Genomic DNA, 23,923 nt, shown 5'->3' on the forward strand with positions numbered 1-23,923 from the left:
TCTGTGTCGCCGTGGGTGGCGCGGTAACGCTAGCGGCGCTCCAGCAGCACACCCGACTCCATATGGTGGGTGTAGGGGAACTGGTCGAACAGCGCGCAGCGCGTAACTTTATGAGTGTCGCTGAGCTGGGCGATGTTAGCGGCCAGGGTCTCCGGGTTGCAGGAGATGTACAGGATGCGCTCGAAGCGGCGGGTCAGCTCGCAGGTGTCCGGGTCCATGCCGGCGCGCGGCGGGTCGACGAATACGCAGCCGAAGTCGTAGCTTTTCAGGTCGATGCCAGCCAGGCGGCGGAACGGCCGCACCTCGTTCAGCGCCTCGGTCAGCTCTTCGGCGGACAGGCGCACCAGGCTGACGTTATCCACGCCGTTATCGGCCAGGTTGGCCAAGGCGGCATTCACCGAGGACTTGCTGATCTCGGTGGCCAGCACCTTGCGCACGCGAGTGGCCAGCGGCAGGGTGAAGTTGCCATTGCCGCAGTACAGCTCCAGCAGATCATCCTGGCGTTCGCCCAGCACTTCATAAGCCCAGCTGAGCATCTTCTGGTTCACTTCGCCGTTGGGCTGGGTAAACGCACCCTCCGGTTGGCGATAGCTGAAGGTGCGCCCGGCGACCTGCAGTTTTTCCTCTACGTAGTCCTTGCCGATGACGATGCGTTTGCCCTTGGAGCGGCCAATGATGCTGACCTGCAGCTCGGCGGCGAGCTGTTCGGCGGCGACCTGCCAGGCGGCGTCCAGCGGGCGGTGGTAGCACAGGGTAATCAGTGCATCACCGGCCAGGGTGGTGAGGAACTCGACCTGAAACAGCTTGAAGCTCAGGGCGCTACTGGCTTGCCAGGCGGCCTTCAGGCGTGGCATCAGGGCGTTGATCTGCGCGCTGGCGATGGGGAATTCTTCAAAGAAGATTGGCGTGTGCTTATCGCCGGTTTCGAACATCGCGTAGTGGCGATCCTCGCCTTCACGCCACAGGCGGAATTCGGCGCGCAGGCGATAGTGCTCGCGCGGCGACTCGAATACTTCGGGAGCAGGGGCATTGAACGGCGCCAACAGCTCGATCAGGCGCTGCTGCTTGTCGGCAAGCTGGGCGGCGTAATTGGCGGGATCGAACTGGGAACGGCTCATGGCTTACTCGACATCTTTACAGTTAATGGGTAGGAGCGGGCGATGCCCGCTCCTACGATGACGTGCTGCGCGATTAAGCGAAGTACGCCAGTTTGATCGCAAACAGTACCGAGAGCACCACCAGCGCCGGATTGAGATCGCGCCAGCGGCCGGCCAGCAGCTTGATCAGGGTCCAGGCGATAAAGCCGAAGGCGATGCCGTTGGCAATCGAGAAGGTCAGCGGCATGGCCAGGGCGGCGACTACCACGGGGGCGGCGACGGTGAGGTCGTCCCAGTCGATTTGCGCCAGGCTGCTCATCATCAGTACGGCGACAAACAGCAGCGCCGGTGCGGTGGCGAAGGCCGGTACGGCGCCGGCCAGTGGGGCGAAAAACAGCGCCAGGAGGAACAGGATGGCCACCACGCAGGCGGTCAGACCGGTGCGCCCGCCGGCACTGATGCCCGCTGCGGATTCGATGTAGCTGGTGGTGGTTGAGGTGCCCAGCGCCGCGCCGGCCATGGTCGCGGTGCTGTCAGCCAGCAGGGCGCGGCCGAGCTTGGGCATCTTGCCGTCCTTGTCAAGCAGGTTGGCCTTCTGCGCCACGCCGACCAGGGTGCCGGAGGTGTCGAACAGGTCAACGAAGAGGAAGGCGAAGATAACGCTGAGCAGGCCGATATCCAGCGCGCCCATGATGTCCAGTTGCATCAGGGTCGGGGTCAGTGAGGGTGGCATCGACACCACGCCATTAAGCTGCGACAGACCGAACAGGATCGACAGGCCAGTGACCAGCAGAATGCCGATCATCACCGAGCCGGTGACGCGGCGGTAGGCCAGCGCGGCAATTACGAAGAAGCCCAGGCAGGCCAGCAGCGGGCCGCCCTTGCTCAGGTCGCCAAGACCAACCAGGGTGGCCGGATTGTCCACCACGATGCCGGCGTTTTTCAGCGCAATGATCGCCAGGAACAGGCCGATACCCGCTGCGATACCCGCACGCAGGGCCAGCGGGATGCTGTTGATGATCCACTCGCGGATCTTGAAGATCGACAGCAGAAAGAAGATCGCACCGGAGAGAAACACCGCACCAAGCGCGGTCTGCCAGGTGTACCCCATGGTCAGTACTACGGTGTAGGTGAAGAAGGCGTTGAGGCCCATGCCCGGCGCCAGGGCAATCGGGTAGTTGGCCAGCAGGCCCATAATGGCTGAACCAATCGCCGCTGCCAGGCAGGTGGCAACGAATACGGCACCTTTATCCATACCGGTCTCGGCCAGCATGTTGGGGTTGACGAAGAGGATGTAGGCCATGGTCAGAAAGGTGGTCAGCCCCGCCAGAATCTCGGTGCGCACCGTGGTGTTATGGGCTTTGAGTTGGAACAATCTTTCCAGCATGTGGCACTCCCCGTAACGGCGTTTTTGCCGTGTTTATGCAAACCGAAAGCAAAGCACATTCACGCGTGGGTGCATGTTTTTACTGGCGATCTGGAAAAAGGCGCGCATCATATCAGCTCGTCTGGAAGGGGTGAATTTATGACCGCTCGGACAGTTTATGTACCTGATTTGCAAGGAGCGAAATGATGACTGCACGGGCCCTTATCAGCGTCGCCGATGGTGTTGAAGACCTCGAGTGCGTAACCCTGATTGATGTACTGCGGCGTGCCGAGGTTGAAGTGGTAGTGGCCAGCATCGAGAGCCGGCGGATGATCACCTGCGCCCGGGGCACGCGCCTGACCGCCGACACCATGCTGGTGGATGTGCTGGCTCAGCCCTTCGACCTGATCGTGCTGCCCGGCGGCATGCCGGGCGCACAACACCTTGCTGAGCACGAGCCGTTGGCCGAACGGGTGCGCGAGCAGGCCAAGGCCGGCAAGTTGTTTGCCGCCATTTGCGCGGCCCCCGCGCTGGCCTTGCAGCAATACGGCGTGCTCCGGCAGCGGCGCATGACCTGTTATCCGGCGTTCAGTGATCGCCTCAGCGGTTGCGTGTTTGTCGATCAGCCGGTGGTGGTCGATGGCAATTGCATCACCAGTCAGGGCCCCGGCACTGCTCTGGCGTTTGCCCTGACCCTGGTTGAGCAGCTGTGTGGCAAAACCGCGCGCAAGCAGGTCGCCGAGGCCATGCTGGTCAGCTAGTCGTTACTTCGCTCAGAGCCTTGCGGGTGCAGATGATCGCGCTTGGCCAACTCGGGAAACAAGCGAATCCACAGGCCGGTGACCAGAATGGCGCCGACGCCGCCGATCAGCACCGCCGGCACCGTGCCGAACCAGGCGGCGCTGACCCCGGCGCGGAAATCCCCCAGCTGATTGGATGCGCCGATAAACAGGCCGTTGACCGCGCCAACGCGGCCGCGCATCTCGTCCGGGGTTTGCAGTTGCACGAAGGCGCCGCGGATCACCATGCTGATCATGTCCGCCGCGCCCAGCACCACCAGCGCTGCCAGGCTGAACCACAGCGAGGTGGACAGGCCAAAGCCGATGGTCGCCACGCCGAAGATCGCCACCGAGCTGAACATCACCGGGCCGACCCGTCGCTCGATGGGGAAGCGTGCTAGCCACAACGACATCAATAACGCGCCTACCGCTGGCGCCGAGCGCAGCAGGCCGAGGCCCCAGGGGCCGGTGAGCAGAATGTCCTTGGCAAACACCGGCAGCAGCGCGGTGGCGCCACTGAGCAGCACCGCCAGCATGTCCATCGATACCGCCCCGAACACGGCAGGGCGGCTGCGGATAAAGCGAAAGCCGGCCAGCAACGAATCCAGCGAGACCTTCTGTTTCAGCGGCAGCTGACGTGCCGGCAGGCTCAGCATGAGGCTCAAGGCGCCCCCGTACAGCAGCAGGGCCGGGCCATAGACCCAGTGTGTGCCGAGCGCATAGAGCAAACCGCCCAGCGCCGGCGCGACGATGGTGGCGGCCTGCATGGCCGAGGCTGACGCGGCTACGGCGGCAGGAAACAGGCCTGGCGGCACGATATTCGGCAGCAGGGCCTGTGTTGTCGGCATCTCGAACGCCCGGGCGGTGCCGAGCAGAAAGGCGATCAGGAAGATCATTTCGCGGCTGATGCTGCCGGCGCTGCTGCCCAGCAGCAGGCCCAGGGCAATCAGCCCCTGCGCGCCCTGGCAGAGTGCCGCCACCTTGCGCCGGTCAAAGCGATCGGCGACATGCCCGGTGAGCAGGATAAACAGGATCTTCGGCAGGAACTCGATCAGCCCAACCAGGCCCAGGTCGAGCACGCTGCCGGTCAGTGCATACATCTGCCAGCCAATCGCCACGGTAATCATCTGGAAACCGCTGGCGGTGAATACCCGGGCGAACCAGAAGGCCAGAAATGGGCGCTGGTGACGTAAAAGCTGAGACATGGCCGAACAACTCGCACGGCTGGCGGGAGGCGCAGCCTAGCATGCGTCGGTGTGGGCGGCATGCTGAGGTGCCGTTTTAGAGGCGCTGCTGTGTATTTATCTGACTTTAAAGGCAGGTTTTTATTCTGTTGTGGCAATGACTTGAGTAGAATCTGACTTTCAGGTCAATAAATCTGTCGTCTACGCTGATTCTGCTCCGTGCTTGTAAGCGGCGCGCCTGTCTCTCTTTTGTTCACGCAAATGGCCAGGCTGCTCTGGCCCCGAGGAACGGACATGTCCACTCCTGAGTTGTCCCGCCGCGCCTTTCTGCAAGGCAGCGTCATCGCCGGTATCGGCATCAGTTTCGCCCCGCTGGGCAGCAAGGCGTTTGCCGCCTTGTTCGAGGAGCGTGTAACCGCCATGCCGCAGCCCTGGTACAACGCCAGTGGCAAGGCTGTGGCGCGTATCGATGGGGTGTCCAAGGTGGTCGGTGGCAAGGTGTTTGCCCGCGATATCCGCGCCAAGGACATGCCCGGCTGGCCGCAGCAGCAAGGCCATGCGCTCTTGCTCAAGGCCACGCGCACCGAGCAGCTGTACCAGGGCTTCGACCTGTCGGTGCTGCCTGCCGAGTTGCAGCCGCAACGTGTAGTGACCGCCAGTGACCTGGTTAAAGACGGCATCAGCTTTCCGGATGGCCACAACCTCGACCCGCTGCTACCCGAAGGCCAGGTGCCGATGTTTATCGGGCACCCGGTGGCGCTGCTGATCTGGCATGACTTCGAGCGCTATCGTCAGGCCAAGAACATCCTCAAGTTCAACGACAAGGTGATTCGCTACGGCGAGCAGGCGCCGGCGTTCCAGAGCGACCCTTATGGCAGTTTCCGCTTCGTGCGCGTCGGCGGCAGCACGCCGTTCGAGCCGGACACCTTCTCCAGCCTCAAGGACAGCATGCTGTTTCCGCTGATCCACAACCGCAAGCCGGCCTGGGGCGAGGGCAAGGTCAGTGGTGACCTGACTCAGCAGGGCCTGTACCACGCCGAACAGATGCTCAACCAGCTGCAGACCCCGCCGAGCGACTGGCTGGTGTTCGATGAGCGCTTCACCACCCAGTCCATCGAGCCAGCTGCGCTGGAAGCCGACAACGGCAACGGTTGGTTTGACCCGGCCAGCGGCACCCTGCATTTTGTGGTCGCCACTCAGTGCCCGTTCGAAGTGGCCGAGCAGACCGCGCATATGCTCGCGCCCTCCAGGTTCGCTGTGAAAAAGCTCAGCATGCACCCTGGCTACACCGTCGGTTACGGCTCCAAGGACAACAACATTCACGTGTTCTACGCTGCCCTGGCCGCGATCTACGGCGACGGCGTGCCTGTGCGCCTGGCCAATGACCGCTACGAGCAGTTCCAGAGCGGTATCAAGCGGCATCCCTTCGACATGCACTACCAGTTGGCGGTGAACAGGCAGGATCACAGCTTCCAGATCTTCCGCGCGCATATGGATGTCGACGGCGGCGGTCGCGCCAACTACAGCTCCTCGGTGGCGGCGGTCGGCGCCACGGCGGCGCAATCGATCTACTACCTGCCGCGCAGCGACCTGGCGGCCACCGCCTATTACTCGCGCGGCGTGGAAGCCGGTTCGATGCGCGGTTACGGCACCCTGCAAACCATGGCCGCCACCGAGATGATGGTGGACGAAGTGGCCGAGCGGCTGAATCTCGATGCCATCGAGTTGCGCAAGAAGAACGTGTTCCAGTCCGGCATGAAAAACACCCAGGGCGCGATCCCGGCCGGTGCCCTGCGCCTCGATGAAATCCTCGACAAGGCCGCGCAGCACGAAATCTGGAAGAACCGCGTTGAGCGTAAAAAGCGCTTCGATGCCGAAGACCCGGACAACCTCTACGGCGTTGGCTTTGCCATCTGCCAGAAGGACTTCGGCACCGGCTCCGAAGCGCCGATGGCCAGCCTGGAGTTCAGTGCCGATGGCCGCGTCAGCCTGCGCCAGATTGCTATCGACATGGGCACCGGCATGGCCACCTCGCAGGCTCTGCTGGTCGCCGACTACCTCGGTCAGCCCGCCGATGAAATCAAGACCGGCGAAACCGAGTGGAGCGAACTGGCCCTGACCACCAGCGGCAACCCTTACATCATCAGCCAGGCCGAGCAGGACGCCGCGCTGCGCAACCCGCGCTGGGTCGGCAAACTGGCCTCGCCGTCGTCGGCGACCAACTCCTCCTACTACACCGGGCACTCCACCCGTGAAGCCGCGCGCCTGCTGTTTATCCACGGCCTGTGGCCGGCAGCCCTGGCCATCTGGGGCCGGGGTGAGCATGGCGGGCTGGCCAACCCTTATGTGGTGCGCCGCGAGAACGCGCACTGGGTCGAAGGCAAACTGACTGCCGACGGCATGCCGCCGATTCCGTTCAAGCTGCTGGCGCACAAGGCCCATGAGCTGGGATTGGTCACCGGTATCAGTGTGCACGGCTTCAACCGCTGGAGCTGGGCCGAGGGCGAGTTCGAGATCAACGGCCAGCGCGAGCGTGTGCCGCTGGACGCCCTGGCGGTGAAATACGGTGACGGCGCAAGCGCCGCGCAAAAGGCGCTGATGAACCGTAACGGCTTCCACCTGCTCGATCGCATCAGCATCAAGTACCCGGTGACCCAGCTGAACAACGCCATGGTCACCTACTACAGCCCGGTGGCCACGCTGGTCGAGGTCAAGGTCAACAAGGGCAGCGGCGAGGCGCGGGTGATCAACCATCACTCCTGGCTTGAGTGCGGCCGGGTGATCGTCGAAGAACTGGTGCTGGGTCAGCTCGAAGGCGGCATCGCCATGGGCATCGGCCACGCGCTGCTGGAAGAAATGCCGCTGTATGAAGGCGGCCCCGGCGACGGCACCTGGAACTTCAACCGCTATCAACTGCCGCGCGCCAAGGATTGCGCGGTGTGGTCGCAAAGCGCGGAAATTTTGCCGCCGCTATCACCCAGCGACCCGGCCAAGGGCATCGCCGAGGTGGTGATGATTCCGGTGGTTGGCGCCATCGTCAACGCCGTGGCCCACGCCACCGGCAAGCGCCTGCGCGACCTTCCCCTGACTCCGGCCCGCATCAAGGAGGCCCTCCATGGCTAAGCGCCTGCTCAGCATGATTATCAACAGCCAGGCGGTCGGCCCGATGGAAGTGGCCGACGACCTGATGATGATCGACTTTCTCCACGAATACCTGAACCTCACCGGCTCGCGCCTGGGCTGCGGCCAGGGTGTGTGCCACGCCTGTGTGGCGATCCTCGACAAGCCCGACGGCACCAGCGAAGAAATCCGCACCTGCATCACCGGCGCGCATTTCTTCGACGGCAAGCGCATCCGCACCATCGAGGGCCACGCCAAGCGGGATGCCCAGGGTGAGGTCAGCCAGCTCAACCCGATCCAGCAGCAGTTCGTCGACCAGTTTGCCTTCCAGTGCAGCTACTGCACGCCGGGCTACGTCAACGCCGCCACCGTGCTGGTGGAAAAGCTCCAGCGTCAGCCGGTCAAGCGCAGCGAGCTGGAAGGCGAGATCGAAGACGCCCTGGGCAAGCACATCTGCCGCTGCACCGGTTACGTGCGCTACTACAACGCCGCGCGCGATGTGGTCGAGTCCCTCGGCCTGGTCAAGGAAGGTTAAGCATGAAGAGCATTCTGATTGCCCTGACCCTGTTTCTGCCGCTGGCCGCTCAGGCCGCCGATCAACAACTGATCGAGCGCGGCAAGTACCTGGCGCGCGCCGCCGACTGTGTGGCCTGCCACAGCGTCGAAGGTGGTGCCGAATACGCCGGCGGCCTGCCGCTGGAGTCGCCGTTTGGCACCATCTATGGCACCAACATCACCCCGGACAAGCAGTACGGCATTGGTGAGTACAGTGCCGATGACTTCTACCGCGCAGTGGCCGAAGGCGAGCGGCGTGATGGCAGCAAGCTCTATCCGGCGATGCCGTACACCTCGTATCACCTGCTCAAGCGTGAAGACTCCGACGCCATCTACGCCTACCTGATGAGCCTGGAGCCGATCGCCAAACCCAGCCCGCAAACCAGCCTGAGCTTCCCGTTCAATGTGCGCTTCGGTCTGGGCTTCTGGAACATGCTCTACAAGAACCGCGTGCAGATGCTGCCGGCTGAAGGCAAAAGCGAGACCTGGCAGCGCGGCCAGTACCTGGTCGAGGCGCTGGGCCATTGCGGCGAGTGCCACACGCCGCGCAATGCCCTTGGCGCGCTGCAGCAGGATCAGCGTCTGCAGGGCGGTGTACTGCTCGGTTACGAGGCACCGAGCCTGCTCGCCGAGGACCTGGCCGAGCGCGGCTGGAGCACCGACGACCTGGCGACCTTCCTCAAGCACGGTATCAGCGCCCAGGGTTCGATGTTCAACGAGATGTACCCGGTGCTGCACCACAGCACCCAGTACCTGCCGCTGGACGATCACAAGGCCATGGCCACCTACCTGCTTGGTGATCAGCCGCCGGCGCCGCGCAAGGTCAGCGCGGTGGCCTTCGAGCAGCTCGATGCCAGCGCCCAACAAGGCCGTCAGCATTACCTCAACCTCTGCGCCGGGTGCCATGGCGTGGCGGGCGAGGGCGTGCCGCATGTGGCGGTGGCGATGGATGGCAACACCACCCTGCGCCTGAACGATGCGCGCAACCTGTTGCGGGTGATCGATGACGGCATCAAGGAGCAGCAGTTCACCGGTTTCGAGCGCATGCAACCGATGCCGGGCTTCAGCGACAAGCTGGATGACGGGCAGCTGCGAGACCTGCTGCATTACCTGCGGCAGACCTGGGGCGGCCAGGCGGCTGAGCTGAGCCCGCAGCAGGTCAGCCAGTTGCGCAGCGAGAAAGGCCATTGAGGCCGGGTGAAGCCTGATGCAGCACCTTGATCTGCTGGTCGTCCGCCAGGCGCTGCAGTGGTCCGCCGCAGGACAGCGCGTGTGGCTGTGTACGGTGCTGAGCACCTACGGCTCGGCGCCGCGCGCGCCGGGTTCGCTGCTGGCTGCCACGGCCGAAGGCGAATGGATCGGTTCGTTGTCCGGTGGTTGCGTTGAGGATGAGTTTCTTGAGCGCCTGGCCGCTGGCGCCTTTCCTGAGCCTGTGCACCTGGTGCGCTATGGCGATGGCAGCGACCCGCACTCGCAGATCAGCCTGCCCTGTGGCGGTGTGCTGGACGTGATGGTGGAAAACCTGCCGGCCGACTGCGCGGTACAAGCCCATCTGCGTGAGCTGGAGAGTGCCCTGGCGGGCCAGCGCCGGCTGATCCGCGACGTGGCGCTGCCCAGCGGCGAGCGCCGCCTGCTGGCTGACAACACGCAGGGGCAAAGAGTTGAACGTCAGCCGAATCGGCTGCGTGTGCGCGTTGGTGCGGCCCAGCGCTTGCTGCTGGCGGGCTATTCCTCGGTGGCGCAGGTTTGCGCGCAATTTGCACAGGGGCTGGGCTTCGAGGTGGTGCTCTGTGATCCGCGCGAGGAGGTGCTGCAAGGCGTCGACTTGCCAGGAGTGGAAATCCGCCGTGAGCTGCCGTCCGAGGTTATCCGTCTGGGCGGCTGCCATGCCGACACCGCCGTGGTGGCGCTGACCCATGACCCGCGTATCGATGATCTGGCGATGATCGAGGCCGTGCGCACCGAGGCTTTTTATATCGGTGTGATGGGCTCGCGACTGACCAGCGCCAAGCGCTTCGAGCGCCTGCGCCGCGTCGGCGGCCTGGATGATGCTGCGCTGGCGCGGATCATCGCGCCAATCGGCCTCAACCTGGGCAGCAAGACCCCGGCGGAAATCGCCCTGGCGGTACTCGCTGACATCCTGCGGGTGCGCAACGGCCTGGCGCGGGATGCGCTCTAGCATGCCGCGCGTAGTGGCTCTGTTACTGGCGGCCGGGCGAGGTCGGCGCTTTGGCAGTGACAAGCGCCTGGCCCGTTTGCCGGACGGTCGCGGCCTGCTGGCGGCCAGTGCTGAGCGGGCCCTGCAGGTGTTCGCTGAGGTGCATGTGCTGCTGCGCGACGAAGACGATGCGCAGGCCTTGGGGTTGCCGGATGCGTGCCGGATTATCCGTTGCCCTGACGCCGACCAGGGCATGGGCCACAGCCTGGCTGCTGGGGTGCGGGCCTTGGCCGGTTGCGAGGCCGACGCCATCGCCGTGCTGCTCGGCGATATGCCCTGGGTGGCCGCCGACAGCCTGTGGCAGCTGTGTCAGCAGGCCGCAGCCGAGCGCATCGTCTATCCGCTGCATGACGGCCAACGCGGACACCCGGTGTTGTTTGGCCGCGCCTTCTGGCCAGCGCTGCAGACCCTGACGGGCGATGAAGGTGCGCGCGCGTTGCTGCAGTCGCAGGCCGCGGCGTGCCAGGGCGTTGCGCTGGCCGATCCGGGTGTGCTGCGCGATGTCGACCGGCCGCAGGCGCTCTTGAACGACTAGACGGCCCGCCCTGGCGGTGTGGCAGCCCGTCGCGTGACAATCGACCACAGCCGAACTTGACGCGCCAGGCGCTACTCTCTGTACATCTCTTGACCCGCATCAATACTGATCGTGCGTGGTTATGCAGGGCCGTTGGCCCTGTGCGATGGCTAGTCAACCCAGAACAATAATCCCCCCGACTGATTGCTTGTGACTGGCATGCGCGCCCGTGGCCGTGCCCCGTATCACCTGACTGAGGAAACGCCATGTTTGGATTGGAGGCTCTCGACCTCGCTCGAATCCAGTTCGCTTTCACCATCTCCTTTCACATCATCTTTCCGGCCATCACCATCGGCCTGGCCAGTTACCTGGCGGTGCTTGAAGGGCTTTGGCTGAAGACGGGCGAGGAGGTGTACCGCGACCTGTACCACTTCTGGGCGAAGATATTTGCGGTCAACTTCGGCATGGGCGTGGTCTCCGGTCTGGTCATGGCCTATCAGTTCGGCACCAACTGGAGCGCGTTTTCCGACTTTGCCGGAGCGGTCACCGGGCCGCTGCTGACCTATGAAGTGCTGACCGCGTTCTTCCTTGAGGCGGGTTTCCTCGGCGTCATGCTGTTCGGCTGGAACCGCGTCGGCCCGGGCCTGCACTTCTTCTCCACGGTGATGGTGGCGGTCGGCACACTGATCTCGACCTTCTGGATTCTCGCCTCCAACAGCTGGATGCACACCCCGCAGGGCTTCGAGATCATCGACGGGCGGGTGATTCCGGTGGACTGGTTCGCCGTGGTGTTCAACCCCTCATTCCCGTATCGCCTGCTGCACATGGCTACAGCGGCGTTCCTTGCCACGGCGTTCTTCGTCGGTGCATCGGCGGCCTGGCACCTGCTGCGCGGTCGCGACAACCCGGCGATCCGCAAGATGCTCTCGATGGCCATGTGGATGGCGTTGATCGTGGCGCCAATCCAGGCAGTAATTGGCGACTTCCACGGCCTGAATACCCTCAAGTATCAGCCGGCGAAGATCGCCGCCATCGAAGGCCACTGGGAAAACCACGGCGATGAACCGACCCCGCTGATTCTGTTCGGCTGGCCGGATATGGAAGCCGAAGAAACCCGCTTCAAGATCGAGATTCCTGCGCTCGGCAGCCTGATCCTGACCCACAGCCTGGACAAGCAGGTGCCGGCGCTCAAAGAGTTCGCCAAGGAAGACCGGCCTAACTCGACCATCGTGTTCTGGACCTTCCGGGTCATGGTCGGCATCGGCATGTTGATGATCCTCACCGGTCTCTGGGGGCTGTGGCTGCGTACGCGCGGCAGGTTGTTCGAGAGCCGGCCGTTCCTGCATCTGGCGGTGTGGATGGGCCCGTCGGGGGTTATTGCCATCCTTGCTGGCTGGTACACCACTGAGATCGGCCGTCAGCCCTGGATCATCCAGGGGCTGATGCGCACCGCTGATGCCTCGTCTGGGCACAGTTTTGCGCACATGAGCCTGACCCTGATTCTGTTTGTGGTGGTGTATTTCGCCCTGTTTGGCGCCGGTATCAGCTACATGATGCGCCTGGTGCGCAAGGGCCCGATCACCGACGAAGGCAAGGAAACCGCCGAGGGCGGCCCAGGCCAGAAACGCACGCCGTCGCGTCCGCTGTCCGCGCCCGAAGAGGGCCTGGAAGAAGGCGAAACCGATTCGCTGGCTGAGAGGAATTGAATATGGGTATTGATCTCTCGCTGATCTGGGCCGTGATCATCGCTTTCGGCGTGATGATGTACGTGGTCATGGATGGCTTCGACCTGGGCATCGGCATCCTCTTTCCCTTCGTCAAAAGCGAAGGCGAACGCGATGTGATGATGAACACCGTGGCGCCGGTCTGGGACGGTAACGAAACCTGGCTGGTACTCGGCGGTGCGGCGCTGTTTGGCGCTTTCCCGCTGGCCTACGCGGTGGTGCTCAGCGCGCTGTACTTGCCGCTGATCTTTATGCTGCTGGGGTTGATCTTCCGTGGCGTGGCCTTCGAGTTCCGTTTCAAGGCCAAGGCCGCCAAGCGCCACCTCTGGGATAAGGCATTTATCGGCGGCTCGCTGACCGCAACCTTCTTCCAGGGCGTGGCGCTGGGCGCTTATATCGACGGCTTCGAGGTGGTCGACCGGGCGTATGCCGGCGGCGCACTGGACTGGCTGACGCCGTTCTCGCTGTTCTGCGGCCTGGCGCTGATTGCCGCCTACGCCTTGCTCGGCTGCACCTGGCTGATCATGAAAACCCAAGGCCGCCTGCAACAGCAGATGCACGACCTGGCGCGGCCGCTGGTGTTCGTCCTGCTTGGTGTCACCGGTATCGTCAGCCTGTGGACGCCACTGGCGCATGCCGATATCGCCGAACGCTGGTTCAGCCTGCCGAATATCTTCTGGTTTATGCCGGTGCCGTTGCTGGTGCTGCTATGCACCTGGGCGCTGCTGCGCGCGGTGGCGCGCAATGCCAACTACGCGCCGTTTCTGCTGACCCTGACGCTGATCTTCCTCGGCTACAGCGGCCTGGGTATCAGCCTGTGGCCGAATATCATCCCGCCGTCGATCAGCATCTGGGACGCCGCCGCGCCGCCGCAGAGCCAGGGTTTTATCCTGGTTGGCGCGCTGTTCATCATCCCGTTCATCCTGATGTACACCGCCTGGAGCTATTACGTATTTCGCGGCAAGGTTACTGAAGAAGATGGCTACCACTAAGGTTCGACTCCCGGTCTGCTGCGCGTCGGCCCTGCTGCGTTAAAAGCCGGCTCGGATGCTCATTTACAGCAGTAAACTCCGCGTCCTCGCCGGCTTTCGCCTTGCATGGCTCTAGCTCGCGAGACCTCGAATAGGTTCTGAGGCCGCAATATGAACGACGTCGAAGAGAAAAAGCCGCTGTGGCAGCGGCTTGGCTGGCTGGTGCTGATCTGGGCTGGCAGTGTGCTGGCCCTGGGCGTGGTGTCCTATCTGCTGCGCCTGTTTATGCAGGCGGCGGGGATGGGCACGCCGTAAGCGCGATAGCGGTGATCACTGTAGGGGGCGCTTTAGCGGCGAGCGTTTGCTGACGCCCTGTCGCGGCTAAAGCCCCTCCCACCGGGCTTTGCAGCGCGCTTATTTGATCGCTTTAAGCACCACAAACTTCGGCGTTGCCGCCACCTGTTCGACGCCACGGAACAGCCGTTTCAGTTTGGCGTGGTAGCCCAGGTGGCGGTTGCCGACGATCCACAGTTCGCCGCCGGTGACTAGTGCGGCGCGGGCCTGTTGGAACATGCGCCAGGCGAGGAAGTCACCGACCACCTGTTGCTGGTGGAACGGCGGATTGCACAGCACCAGGTCCAACGAGTCAGCTGTCTGCTCGGCCAGGCCATCGCCAGCGCGAATCTCGACCGGGCGTTCGCCCAGCGCCGCGCGCCAGTTTTCCTCGGCTGATTGCACAGCCATATAGGACTCATCCACCAGCGTCAGCTCGGCCTGCGGGCTGCCCAGCGCATAGGCAATACCGAGCACGCCGTTGCCACAGCCGAGGTCAGCCACGCGCACGCGGCTGAGGTGTTTGGGCAGGTGCGGCAGGAAGGCGCGGGTGCCGATATCCAGGTCTTCACGGCAGAACACATTGGCGTGGTTAAGCAGCTCGATAGCCGGCTTATCCAGACGATAACGCGTCGGGTAGGGCGATACAGGCGCAGGCTTGGCTTCTGGGGTGGCAAACAGCAGGCGGGCTTTTTTCACCGCCAGCGAGGCCTGCACCGTGCCGATATATTTCTCCAGCAGATCACCGGCAGCACGCGGCAGGTGTTTGACCATGGCCGCGGCAATCACCTGCGCGTTTGGCGCTAGCTGGCCGTGCAGGCGAATCAGTTGTTCCTCCAACAGCGCCAGGGTTTTCGGTACGCGGATCAGCACCACATCAAACGGCCCCTGAGCGACTGCGCTGGCCGGCACGAACCTCACTGCATCCGCCGGTAGCTGATTGCGCAGCAGGTTGATCTGTAAACCCAGGTGGCCGAGGTGCGAGTCGCCGCTGCTGGTCACTTGCGCCCGGCCTGCCAGGCTGATGGCCAGGGCGCCGAAGCTGTCATTCAGCACCAATACCCGCGCGCCGTTCGGCAGCCCCTGCTCATGCAGGTGGTTGAGCAGGTATTCGTCCGCCGCATCGAAGGCCTGCAGCGGCTCGTTGGGCTGGTCGGGTTGGCGAAGCAGGTCGAGCTGGGCGAACGGGGTACTGAACACAGGCATGGAAAACTCGGGGTAGCAGGCGCAAGGGCGCGATCAAAAGTGCAGTTGGTCGCTATTGTCGGTGCAAGGCGCAGAAAAGTCTCGAAACTGAGAGCTGGTTCAGCAAATCACGGTTGTGCCGCGCGCGGCTTTGCCGAAGAATGCCGCCCCCTTGCGGATCTGCTCAGTCGTGTCTGATACCCGTCAGTCAGCAAGGTCGGCATTCAAATAATAACCAGGCCCCGAGCATTAAGCCCGGCTGCGATCTGGTAGCGCCTGATGATCAGTCGCGTACAGGTGTTCTGTCACGCGGTCTGCGTTCATAGCCCACATTCCCAAACTCTCAATGAGGCCTGCCCATGCAGGCTTCACGGCGTTCTATTTGCAAAAGGTATGTTCATGTTCAAGTCCCTGCTGTCCTTAACCTTCAGCGCATTGCTGGTCGCGGCAAGCCCGGCACTGGCCGAAGGCACGGCGCCCATCGTGATCAAGTTCTCCCATGTGGTGGCCGAAGACACCCCCAAGGGTAAGGGCGCGCTGCTGTTCAAGAAGCTGGTGGAAGAGCGCCTGGCCGGCCAGGTGGCGGTTGAGGTTTACCCGAACTCGACGCTGTTCGGTGATGGTGAGGAGATCAACGCCCTGCGCGAGGGCAAGGTGCAGATGCTGGCCCCTTCGCTGTCCAAGTTCGAGGCGTATACCAAGCAGCTGCAGGTATTCGACCTGCCGTTTCTGTTTGATGACCTGGAGGCGGTGAAGCGCTTCCAGAAGCGCGACAAGAGCCGCGAGCTGCTGCACGCCATGTCCAACCAGGGCATCTATGGCCTGGCCTACTGGAACAACGGCATGAAGCAGCTGACCTCCAGTCGCGAGCTGCGCAAGCCCGAGGATGCCAAGGATCTGGCCTTCCGTATCCAGCCCTCGTCGGTGTTGCAGGCACAGTTTGGCCAGCTCGGCGCCAAGACCGTGAAGATGCCGTTCGCCGAGGCGTTCAAGGCGCTGCAGGCTGGCACCATCCAGGGCACCGAAGGCCCTTGGTCGAACATTGCCAGCCAGAAGGTCGACACCGTGCAGCCGTTTATCAGCGAGCTCAACCACGGCTCGCTGAGTTATATGCTGATCAGCAGCAAGGAGTTCTGGACCAGCATTCCCTACAAAACCCGTACCGAGCTGGAAGCGATCATCGATGAAGTGTCCTTCGCGGTGAACAAGGATGCCGAAACGCTGAACAACAATGATCGCGCGCGCATCATCGCCGCCGGCAATGCCAAAGTGGTCACCTTGACCGACGATGAACGTGCCGCATGGCGCGCCGCATTGAGCCCGATGTGGAAGACCTACGAAGCGGAAATCGGTGCCGATGTGTTGCGTGCCGCGCAGGCCGTCAACCGCCGCTAAGACCGGTCTCTAAGGCGCAAGGCCAAGAACCCCCAGGTTTTGCCGGTGTTTGTCCGGTCGGCGTTGCGCCACACTGGGCCTGTGCAATCTGCATAGGCCCGGTATTCGTATGACCAGTGACGACAAGTACACGCGGCAAACCCTTAGCTCTATTCAGGTCTGGTCGCCCAGCCTGTTCAGCCTGCGTTGTACGCGTGATGCGGGCTTTCGCTTCCGGGCTGGGCAATTTGCCCGTCTCGGCGTAGAAAAGTCTGATGGTTCAGTGGTCTGGCGCGCCTATTCGATGGCTTCGGCGCCGCATGATGAGTTTCTCGAGTTCTTTTCTATCGTCGTGCCGGGCGGTGAGTTCACCTCCGAGCTGAGTCGGCTGCAGGTCGGCGACAGTCTGTTAGTTGAAAAACAGGCGCTGGGCTTTCTTACCCTCGATCGCTTTGCCGATGGCCGTGACCTTTGGCTGCTGGCCAGTGGCACCGGGCTCGCGCCTTTTCTGTCGATTCTGCAGGGGTTGGAGGTGTGGCAGCGCTTTGCCCGGGTGGTGCTGGTGTACAGCGCGCGCACGGCCAGCGAACTGGCGTATCAGCCGCAGATTCACGGGCTTATGCAGCAGGAGCATTTGCAGGAATATGCCGAGCGCTTTGTTTACCTGCCGCTGGTCACCCGTGAGCAGGTGCCCGGCTGTTTGCATGGGCGCATCACCAGCTTGCTGGACAATGGCGAGTTGGAGCGGGCGGCGGGACTGAGCCTGGAGCCTGAGCATTCGCGGCTGATGATCTGCGGCAACCCGCAGATGATCGACGACACCCGCGCGCTGCTGAAACAGCGCGACCTGCAGCTCAGCCTGACCCGGCGGCCGGGGCAGGTGGCGGTGGAGAACTACTGGTAGGCTTATTCCTCGCGGATGGCCTTGATCCGGTGTTCCCAGCGGCGCTTGGCGAAGCGGCGCATGTTCGGGATGTCGTCGGTTTCGTCGAGGATCGGCTTGCCGATGATGGTTTCCATGATGTCCTCCATGGTCACCAGGCCGCGCCAGCTGCCGAACTCGTCATACACCAGGCACATGTGCTGACGCTCATGCATCATCTGCGTCATCAGGTTTTCGACGTTCATGCTGTCGGAAACCACCTTGAGCGGTTTGAGGATGCTGGACACCGGCGCTTCATCCGCATCGGCGCTCAGGGCGTCATAGCGGAACACCACGCCCAGTGGCGCTTCATCCTCACCGATAACCGGGTAGCGGGAAAATTGGCTCTCTTTCACGCGCGCCTTGAATGCGCCGAGGGTGTCATCGGGAGCGGCAAACTCGCAGACAATCCGTGGCGTCATGATGTCGCGCAGCTTGATTTCATGCAGGTCGAGGATGTTGCTGATGACCCGTTGTTCATCTTCATCGAGCTTGCCCACTTCGCGGCCGAGCAGGGTCAAGGCTTTGATCTCCTGACGGATGTCGTGCTCAGGTTCTTTGCCGCCAAACAGTCGCATGATCATGTCGGACATGAAGATAAACGGCTTGAGCAGCAGGATCATGCCGCCCAGCAGGCTCGGCAGGAATGGCGCCAGGGTTGGCCAGTAACGCGCGCCAATGGTCTTGGGCAGAATTTCCGAGAGGACCAGAATCAGCAGAGTCATCACAGCCGAGGCAGTGCCCAGGTAGCCATCGCCAAATACGATCGTGACCTGCGCGCCCACGCCGGTGGCACCAACCGTGTGAGCCACGGTGTTAAGCGTAAGAATGGCGGCCAGAGGTTGGTCGATCTTGTCTTTCAGTCCTTTCAAACGCTCGTAGAGCTTGGGCTTGGCGGCCTTCTGCTGAGCGATATAGCTGGGCGTCAGGGACAGCAACGCAGCTTCAAGAATGGAACAGATAAAGGAGACGAGGATGGATAGAACTGCAAACGCAATCAGGAGGGTCATTGAGGGGGAAAAGTAGCCAAGGGACAGCCAATTTACACCAGCGTTCGGTAAGCGACGGAACTGTCCTGCAACAAATCATGTACGGGAGGGCGCTTGTGGCCCTCCGCACAGGGGAAGTCAGTCGCGGTTTTGCTGCGCCTTGAGCAGGTCGCGGATCTCGCTGAGCAGCTCCTGATCCTTGGTCGGCGGGGCCGGTGCTGCGGGCGCCGCTTCTTCTTCGCGCTTGAGTTTGTTGAGCACCTTGATGCCCATGAAGATGGCGAAAGCGACGATCAGGAAGTCGAGCACGGTCTGGATAAATTTGCCGTAGGCCAGCACTACAGCAGGCAAATCGCCTTCGGCAGCCTTCAGGGTGATGGACAGGTCAGTGAAATCCACGCCGCCAATCAGCACGCCCAGCGGCGGCATGACCACGTCACCGACAAAGGACGAGACGATCTTGCCGAACGCCGCGCCGATGATGATCCCGACGGCCATGTCGACCACGTTGCCCTTGACGGCAAAGGCTTTGAATTCACTGATTATGCTCATGCTGCGTTCCCTGTTAGGTGAGGTTGGCCTGAGTGTAATCCAGCGCGCGCCGCTTGCCAGCTACTTCTCAGCCCGGCAGGTGCACTGCAGGCAGGGCTTCGAATGCTGGTTTGGCCAGCAGGTAACCCTGGAACAGCTCCACGCCCATGTCGCGCAATGCCTGCAGCTCACCCAGGCTTTCAATGCCTTCGGCGATCACCCGGATATTCAGCTTGCGGCACATCTGCAGAGCGGCTTCGACCAGAATCTGCCGCACGCTGTCCTGATCGATGTCACGGATCAGCTGCATGTCCAGCTTGATCAGGTCCGGCTGAAAGTCGGCCAGCAGGTTGAGCCCGGCATAGCCTGCGCCGAAGTCATCGATGGCGGTCATAAAGCCCTGCTTGCGGTACGCGCGCAGGATGCCGGTGAGGTGATCGACATCCAGCACCTGCTCCTGTTCGGTGACTTCGAAGATGATCCGCTGCAGCGGAAAGTTGAAGCGCTGGGCCGCCTCCAGCGTGGCGCGGATGCAGGTCTCGGCCTTGTACACCGCGTTGGGCATAAAGTTGATTGAGACCATGGCTGGCACTTGCAGCTTGGCCGCCCATTCCAGGGCGGTAATCCGGCAGGCCTGGTCGAAGGAGTAGAGGTTGTCCTTGTTGAGCTTGCTCAGCAGGCTGCCAGCGGACTCGCCGGCACTGCCGCGCACCAGGGCTTCATGGGCAAAGATGGCCCCGGTGTTGAGGTTGACGATGGGTTGAAATGCCATGCTGATGGGAAAATCCAGCGCCTGCCCGTCACGGCAGGCCACACATCCCGTTTTGCTAGCCATAGCCCGGCCTCTGGTGTTTGCAGTTGCTGGCCACGATAGCAGAAGTTGCTGCGCGCCTCCCATTTCCGGGCGTTGCAGCAGAGCCGGCCTGAGTGGGCTAGTCTCAAGCGAGAACCGCCATGAGGATGTCACTATGCCATTGGAACATCACCCGCTCAGCCGCGAGTTTCCCGAATACCAGGCGCAGCTGCGCAGCCTGCTGGCCAGCGACGGGCACTTTGCCCGCCTGGTTGAGGAATACGATGAACTCGACAAGCGCATCTACGAAGTGGAAAGCGGGCGCGTTGCCATGGATGAGATCCTCCTGTTGGGCCTGAAAATGCAGCGTGTCAGCCTCAAGGACGAACTGGCCGGCTATCTGCGCAACGCACCATAACGTCGCGGGCTTGATCCGGGTCAAGTGCTGGGCCCGGTGCGGCGGATAGTCTGCAGGCAGTGACTATCCCAGAGGAATGCCCGCATGCACGTTGAACACCATCCGCTGATCAAAGACTTCCCCGAACTGCGCAGCGCGCTGCATGACCTGCGCATCAGCGACGCCGACTTCGCCCACCTGGCCGACACCTACGAGACATTGGATAAGCGCATTTGCCGCATCGAAGCCGGCAATGAAGTGCTGGCTGATGACGCCCTGTTGTCGCTCAAGCAGGAGCGAGTAGGACTCAAGGATGACCTCGCACGCCGACTAAAGCGCGCTGCCGGGCAGTGTTGTGGCTGCGGTAATGGCTGCAAGGGATAGCGGTAAAGGGCTGTAAATATATCCAGCTATTTCGTATGATCCGGGCTCAGTTTGCAGAGGAGTCCGGCATGGCCAAGGCCAAGCGCATGTATGGCTGCACCGAATGCGGTGCAACCTTTCCCAAATGGGCCGGCCAGTGCGGCGAATGCGGCGCCTGGAATACCCTGGTAGAAACCCTGCTCGAAGCCAATGCGGCCACTCCCAGTGGCCGCGCGGGTTGGGCGGGCGAACAGGCGCAGCTCAAGACTCTGGCCGAAGTCAGCGTCGAGGAGGTGCCGCGCTTTTCCACCGCGTCTGGCGAGCTTGATCGCGTGCTTGGCGGTGGCCTGGTGGACGGCTCGGTGGTGCTGATCGGCGGCGACCCCGGTATCGGCAAGTCGACCATCCTGCTGCAGACCCTGTGCAACATTGCCACGCGCTTTCCCGCGCTGTATGTCACCGGTGAGGAGTCCCAGCAGCAGGTAGCCATGCGCGCCCGCCGCCTGGGTTTGCCGGAAGACAAGCTCAAGGTCATGACCGAAACCTGCATCGAAAGCATCATCGCCACCGCGCGCCTGGAAAAGCCCAAGGTAATGGTGATCGACTCGATCCAGACCATCTTTACCGAGCAGCTGCAGTCGGCTCCCGGCGGTGTGGCCCAGGTGCGCGAGAGTGCGGCGTTGCTGGTGCGCTTTGCCAAGCAGAGCGGCACGGCGATCTTTCTGGTGGGGCATGTGACCAAGGAAGGTGCGCTGGCCGGACCGCGCGTACTCGAACATATGGTCGACACCGTGCTGTATTTCGAGGGCGAGTCTGATGGTCGCCTGCGCCTGCTGCGCGCGGTGAAGAATCGTTTTGGCGCGATCAATGAGCTAGGCGTGTTCGGCATGACCGACAAGGGCCTGAAAGAAGTCACCAACCCCTCGGCGATCTTCCTCACCCGCGCCCAGGAAGAAGTCCCAGGCAGTATTGTCATGGCCACCTGGGAAGGCACCCGGCCAATGCTGGTGGAGGTGCAGGCGCTGGTCGACACCAGCCATATGGCCAACCCGCGTCGCGTCACCCTGGGCCTGGATCAGAACCGTCTGGCCATGCTCCTGGCTGTGCTGCACCGGCATGGTGGCATCCCGACCTACGATCAGGACGTGTTTCTCAACGTAGTCGGTGGGGTCAAGGTGCTGGAAACTGCTTCGGACCTGGCGCTGATGGCGGCAGTGATTTCCAGTCTGCGCAACAAGCCGCTGCCCCATGACCTGCTGGTGTTCGGTGAGGTGGGGCTGTCCGGCGAAATTCGCCCGGTGCCAAGTGGTCAGGAGCGCTTGAAGGAGGCAGCCAAGCACGGCTTCAAACGCGCCATCGTGCCCAAGGGCAATGCGCCGAAAGATCCGCCCACGGGCTTGCAGGTGATTGCCGTAACGCGCCTGGAGCAGGCGCTGGATGCGTTGTTCGAATAAGAACCTGTTTACGATCTGCTGCGCGTCGGCCATCCAGCGTTAAAAACAGCCTCGGAATGCTCATTTACAGCTCGTAAACTGCGCTTCCTCGGCTGTTTTTGCCTTGTCTGGCTCTAGCTCGCGAAATCGTAAACACGTTCTAAATCCGCTCAGGCAGGATGGAAAAAGGAGGCCGAGGCCTCCTTTTTTATTCGTCTTCGCCGAGGGCGGCGAGTTCGCGTTCCAGCAGGCTGTCGTCGCCGAGGTTGAGTTCCACCAGGCGGCGCAGGTGGCTGATCGAGTCCAGATCGATATGCCGGCAGACAAACCCGAGCAGGTCATCCTGGGTGCGGGTCAGCACCACTTCCATGCGCACGCGAGTGTCGTCAGCCAGCTGGAGATTGGCTTCGAACGGTTGGTTGGGATCGCCGTTCCAGGCGGCGGGGCGCTTGATCAGCAGGCCTTTGAGGGAAACGTCATGCAGTTCAACTGGCCAGCGTCGCTCGCCTTGCACTATCTCGGTCGGTGCGTCGAAAGCGATGCGTTGAAAGCGCCGACGCTCATTGGCTGTTTCGCTCATGCAAAGAAACTCCTGCGAGGTTTTATCCACTATAGCCAAGGCCGTCGCCAATGGCTTGGTTTTATCTGTATTGAGGCCTGCGCGGCAGGTATAAAAAAGCCCGCCAAGAGGCGGGCTTTTCCGTGCGGGTAATGCTTAGTTGCCGTAAACCGGGAACTTGGCGCAAACCGCTTTGACCTGCTCGCGCACGCGCGCTTCGACCGCTTCGTCGCCCAGGTTGGCGAGGATCTCGCAGATCCAGCCGGCCAGTGCGCGGCACTCGTCTTCCTTGAAGCCGCGGGTGGTCACGGCAGGGGTGCCGATGCGCAGGCCGGAGGTGACGAACGGCGAACGTGGGTCGTTCGGTACGCTGTTCTTGTTCACAGTGATGAACGCGCGGCCCAGGGCAGCGTCGGCGTCTTTACCGGTGATGTCCTGCTTGATCAGGCTGAGCAGGAACAGGTGGTTCTCGGTGCCGCCGGAAACCACGTCGTAGCCGTTTTCGATAAACACGCTGGCCATGGTCTGGGCGTTCTTGATCACTTGCTGCTGGTAGGCCTTGAACTCAGGCTGAAGGGCTTCCTTGAAGCACACGGCCTTGGCGGCGATGACGTGCTCCAGCGGGCCGCCTTGGCCGCCTGGGAAGACCGCGGAGTTGAATTTCTTCTCCAGCGCTTCGTTGGCACGGGCGAGAATCAGGCCGCCGCGCGGGCCGCGCAGGGTTTTGTGCGTGGTGGTGGTGACCACGTCGGCGAACGGCACCGGGTTCGGGTAAACGCCAGCAGCGACCAGACCGGCCACGTGGGCCATGTCGACGAACAGGTAAGCACCAACTTTGTCGGCGATGGCGCGGAAACGTGGGAAGTCCAGCACCTGCGAGTAGGCGCTGAAGCCGGCGATGATCATCTTCGGCTTGTGCTCAACGGCCAGGCGCTCGACTTCGTCGTAGTCGATCAGGCCAGCATCGGTGATGCCGTACTGCACGGCGTTGTAGATCTTGCCGGAGAAGCTGACGCTGGCGCCGTGGGTCAGGTGGCCGCCGTGGGCCAGGCTCATGCCCAGTACGGTGTCGCCGGCTTCCAGCAGGGCCATGTACACCGCTGCGTTAGCCTGGCTGCCGGAGTGCGGCTGGACGTTGGCGTAGTCGGCGCCGAACAGCTCCTTGGCGCGGTCGATGGCCAGTTGCTCAACGATATCGACGTATTCGCAACCGCCGTAGTAACGCTTGCCTGGGTAGCCTTCGGCGTACTTGTTGGTCAGCACCGAACCCTGGGCTTCCATCACCGCTGGGCTGGTGTAGTTTTCCGAGGCGATCAGCTCGATGTGATGTTCCTGGCGTTGGGCTTCTTGCTCCATCGCGGCAAACAATTCGGCGTCATAACGGGCAAGAGTCAAATCACGGCTGAACATGGCATTCCCCTGAGAAAATCAGCTGGGCGGTAGAAAGAGGGGGCGAATTCTAACCCATACGGCGCGATCAGGCATATGAAGCTTGATCATCTGGCGGACAAGTGGG

Annotated in this window: 23 protein-coding genes; 14 read left to right on the forward strand and 9 right to left on the reverse strand. The window is 62.5% G+C overall.

Annotation, left to right across the window (positions count from 1 at the left end; all coding sequences use genetic code 11):
* Positions 1 to 29 precede the first annotated feature (29 nt).
* Positions 30 to 1,118: a tRNA (uridine(54)-C5)-methyltransferase TrmA gene (trmA, locus tag ACOCLD_RS05885; RefSeq protein WP_422911202.1), complete on the reverse strand. Its 1,089-nt coding sequence runs from the start codon at positions 1,116 to 1,118 to the stop codon at positions 30 to 32.
* Positions 1,119 to 1,191: 73 nt separating this feature from the next.
* Positions 1,192 to 2,484: an NCS2 family permease gene (locus ACOCLD_RS05890; RefSeq protein ID WP_422911203.1), complete on the reverse strand. Its 1,293-nt coding sequence runs from the start codon at positions 2,482 to 2,484 to the stop codon at positions 1,192 to 1,194.
* Between the two features lie 185 nt (positions 2,485 to 2,669).
* Here ACOCLD_RS05890 and ACOCLD_RS05895 point away from each other — a divergent pair, with 185 nt between their 5' ends.
* On the forward strand, positions 2,670 to 3,224 hold the full coding sequence (locus tag ACOCLD_RS05895; RefSeq protein WP_422911204.1) for a DJ-1 family glyoxalase III: 555 nt from the start codon (positions 2,670 to 2,672) through the stop codon (positions 3,222 to 3,224).
* Here ACOCLD_RS05895 and ACOCLD_RS05900 read toward each other — a convergent pair.
* Positions 3,221 to 4,447, reverse strand: a complete 1,227-nt coding sequence (locus tag ACOCLD_RS05900) for an MFS transporter (protein ID WP_422911205.1) — start codon at positions 4,445 to 4,447, stop codon at positions 3,221 to 3,223. The genes ACOCLD_RS05895 and ACOCLD_RS05900 overlap by 4 nt on opposite strands.
* Before the next feature lie 273 nt (positions 4,448 to 4,720).
* On the opposite strand from ACOCLD_RS05900, the gene ACOCLD_RS05905 reads away from it, so the two are divergent.
* The 8 genes from ACOCLD_RS05905 (at position 4,721) to ACOCLD_RS05940 (ending at position 13,843) form a co-directional block, all read left to right on the forward strand.
* The gene (locus tag ACOCLD_RS05905; protein ID WP_422911206.1) at positions 4,721 to 7,549 is read left to right on the forward strand and encodes a xanthine dehydrogenase family protein molybdopterin-binding subunit; all 2,829 of its coding nucleotides are present in this window, start codon (positions 4,721 to 4,723) and stop codon (positions 7,547 to 7,549) included.
* Positions 7,542 to 8,081, forward strand: a complete 540-nt coding sequence (locus ACOCLD_RS05910) for a (2Fe-2S)-binding protein (protein ID WP_311089367.1) — start codon at positions 7,542 to 7,544, stop codon at positions 8,079 to 8,081. Before ACOCLD_RS05905 ends, ACOCLD_RS05910 begins: the two co-directional genes overlap by 8 nt.
* A 2-nt stretch (positions 8,082 to 8,083) precedes the next feature.
* Positions 8,084 to 9,292, forward strand: a complete 1,209-nt coding sequence (locus tag ACOCLD_RS05915) for a cytochrome c (RefSeq protein ID WP_422911207.1) — start codon at positions 8,084 to 8,086, stop codon at positions 9,290 to 9,292.
* 16 nt (positions 9,293 to 9,308) lie between these two features.
* Positions 9,309 to 10,280: an XdhC family protein gene (locus tag ACOCLD_RS05920; protein ID WP_422911208.1), complete on the forward strand. Its 972-nt coding sequence runs from the start codon at positions 9,309 to 9,311 to the stop codon at positions 10,278 to 10,280.
* A 1-nt stretch (position 10,281) separates the two neighbouring features.
* The gene (locus tag ACOCLD_RS05925) at positions 10,282 to 10,854 is read left to right on the forward strand and encodes a nucleotidyltransferase family protein (RefSeq protein ID WP_422911209.1); all 573 of its coding nucleotides are present in this window, start codon (positions 10,282 to 10,284) and stop codon (positions 10,852 to 10,854) included.
* A gap of 245 nt (positions 10,855 to 11,099) precedes the next feature.
* The gene (locus tag ACOCLD_RS05930; RefSeq protein WP_422911210.1) at positions 11,100 to 12,539 is read left to right on the forward strand and encodes a cytochrome ubiquinol oxidase subunit I; all 1,440 of its coding nucleotides are present in this window, start codon (positions 11,100 to 11,102) and stop codon (positions 12,537 to 12,539) included.
* A 2-nt stretch (positions 12,540 to 12,541) separates the two neighbouring features.
* Positions 12,542 to 13,549: a cytochrome d ubiquinol oxidase subunit II gene (cydB, locus tag ACOCLD_RS05935; protein ID WP_422911211.1), complete on the forward strand. Its 1,008-nt coding sequence runs from the start codon at positions 12,542 to 12,544 to the stop codon at positions 13,547 to 13,549.
* A gap of 150 nt (positions 13,550 to 13,699) precedes the next feature.
* Complete coding sequence (locus ACOCLD_RS05940; protein WP_422911212.1) at positions 13,700 to 13,843, forward strand: DUF2474 domain-containing protein; 144 nt, start codon at positions 13,700 to 13,702, stop codon at positions 13,841 to 13,843.
* A gap of 99 nt (positions 13,844 to 13,942) precedes the next feature.
* Here the strand turns inward: ACOCLD_RS05940 and ACOCLD_RS05945 are convergent, their stop codons facing one another.
* Complete coding sequence (locus tag ACOCLD_RS05945) at positions 13,943 to 15,067, reverse strand: methyltransferase (protein WP_422911213.1); 1,125 nt, start codon at positions 15,065 to 15,067, stop codon at positions 13,943 to 13,945.
* Positions 15,068 to 15,445: 378 nt separating this feature from the next.
* Between ACOCLD_RS05945 and ACOCLD_RS05950 the strand changes: the two genes are divergently transcribed.
* Together ACOCLD_RS05950 and ACOCLD_RS05955 are read left to right on the forward strand one after the other, a co-directional pair.
* Positions 15,446 to 16,441 (forward strand): DctP family TRAP transporter solute-binding subunit, encoded by a 996-nt coding sequence (locus tag ACOCLD_RS05950; RefSeq protein ID WP_233683623.1) that lies wholly within the window; start codon positions 15,446 to 15,448, stop codon positions 16,439 to 16,441.
* Positions 16,442 to 16,550: 109 nt separating this feature from the next.
* Complete coding sequence (locus tag ACOCLD_RS05955; protein ID WP_422911214.1) at positions 16,551 to 17,324, forward strand: ferredoxin--NADP reductase; 774 nt, start codon at positions 16,551 to 16,553, stop codon at positions 17,322 to 17,324.
* Positions 17,325 to 17,326: 2 nt separating this feature from the next.
* Here ACOCLD_RS05955 and ACOCLD_RS05960 read toward each other — a convergent pair whose 3' ends face one another.
* The 3 genes from ACOCLD_RS05960 to ACOCLD_RS05970 all read right to left on the reverse strand — a co-directional run bounded on the left by ACOCLD_RS05960 (position 17,327) and on the right by ACOCLD_RS05970 (position 19,697).
* A complete protein-coding gene (locus ACOCLD_RS05960; RefSeq protein WP_422911215.1) occupies positions 17,327 to 18,352 on the reverse strand; it encodes a CNNM domain-containing protein in 1,026 nt (341 codons plus the stop codon).
* A gap of 117 nt (positions 18,353 to 18,469) precedes the next feature.
* Positions 18,470 to 18,883: a large-conductance mechanosensitive channel protein MscL gene (gene mscL / locus ACOCLD_RS05965; protein ID WP_422911216.1), complete on the reverse strand. Its 414-nt coding sequence runs from the start codon at positions 18,881 to 18,883 to the stop codon at positions 18,470 to 18,472.
* Positions 18,884 to 18,950: 67 nt separating this feature from the next.
* A complete protein-coding gene (locus ACOCLD_RS05970) occupies positions 18,951 to 19,697 on the reverse strand; it encodes an EAL domain-containing protein (RefSeq protein WP_422911217.1) in 747 nt (248 codons plus the stop codon).
* A 133-nt stretch (positions 19,698 to 19,830) separates the two neighbouring features.
* On the opposite strand from ACOCLD_RS05970, the gene ACOCLD_RS05975 reads away from it, so the two are divergent.
* From ACOCLD_RS05975 to radA, 3 genes are all read left to right on the forward strand, one after another.
* Positions 19,831 to 20,073 carry a YdcH family protein gene (locus ACOCLD_RS05975; RefSeq protein WP_257776994.1) on the forward strand — a complete coding sequence of 81 codons (243 nt, stop codon included), beginning with the start codon at positions 19,831 to 19,833 and terminating at the stop codon, positions 20,071 to 20,073.
* 84 nt (positions 20,074 to 20,157) lie between these two features.
* Complete coding sequence (locus tag ACOCLD_RS05980) at positions 20,158 to 20,436, forward strand: YdcH family protein (protein WP_422911218.1); 279 nt, start codon at positions 20,158 to 20,160, stop codon at positions 20,434 to 20,436.
* 68 nt (positions 20,437 to 20,504) lie between these two features.
* Positions 20,505 to 21,869: a DNA repair protein RadA gene (gene radA / locus ACOCLD_RS05985; protein ID WP_422911219.1), complete on the forward strand. Its 1,365-nt coding sequence runs from the start codon at positions 20,505 to 20,507 to the stop codon at positions 21,867 to 21,869.
* Between the two features lie 187 nt (positions 21,870 to 22,056).
* Here the strand turns inward: radA and ACOCLD_RS05990 are convergent, their stop codons facing one another.
* Positions 22,057 to 22,428: a PilZ domain-containing protein gene (locus ACOCLD_RS05990; RefSeq protein ID WP_257776996.1), complete on the reverse strand. Its 372-nt coding sequence runs from the start codon at positions 22,426 to 22,428 to the stop codon at positions 22,057 to 22,059.
* 135 nt (positions 22,429 to 22,563) lie between these two features.
* Positions 22,564 to 23,817 carry a serine hydroxymethyltransferase gene (gene glyA / locus ACOCLD_RS05995; protein WP_257776997.1) on the reverse strand — a complete coding sequence of 418 codons (1,254 nt, stop codon included), beginning with the start codon at positions 23,815 to 23,817 and terminating at the stop codon, positions 22,564 to 22,566.
* Positions 23,818 to 23,923: the final 106 nt, after the last annotated feature.

The sequence above is a fragment of the Pseudomonas cimarronensis genome, from assembly GCF_049331905.1.
Classification (GTDB): domain Bacteria; phylum Pseudomonadota; class Gammaproteobacteria; order Pseudomonadales; family Pseudomonadaceae; genus Aquipseudomonas.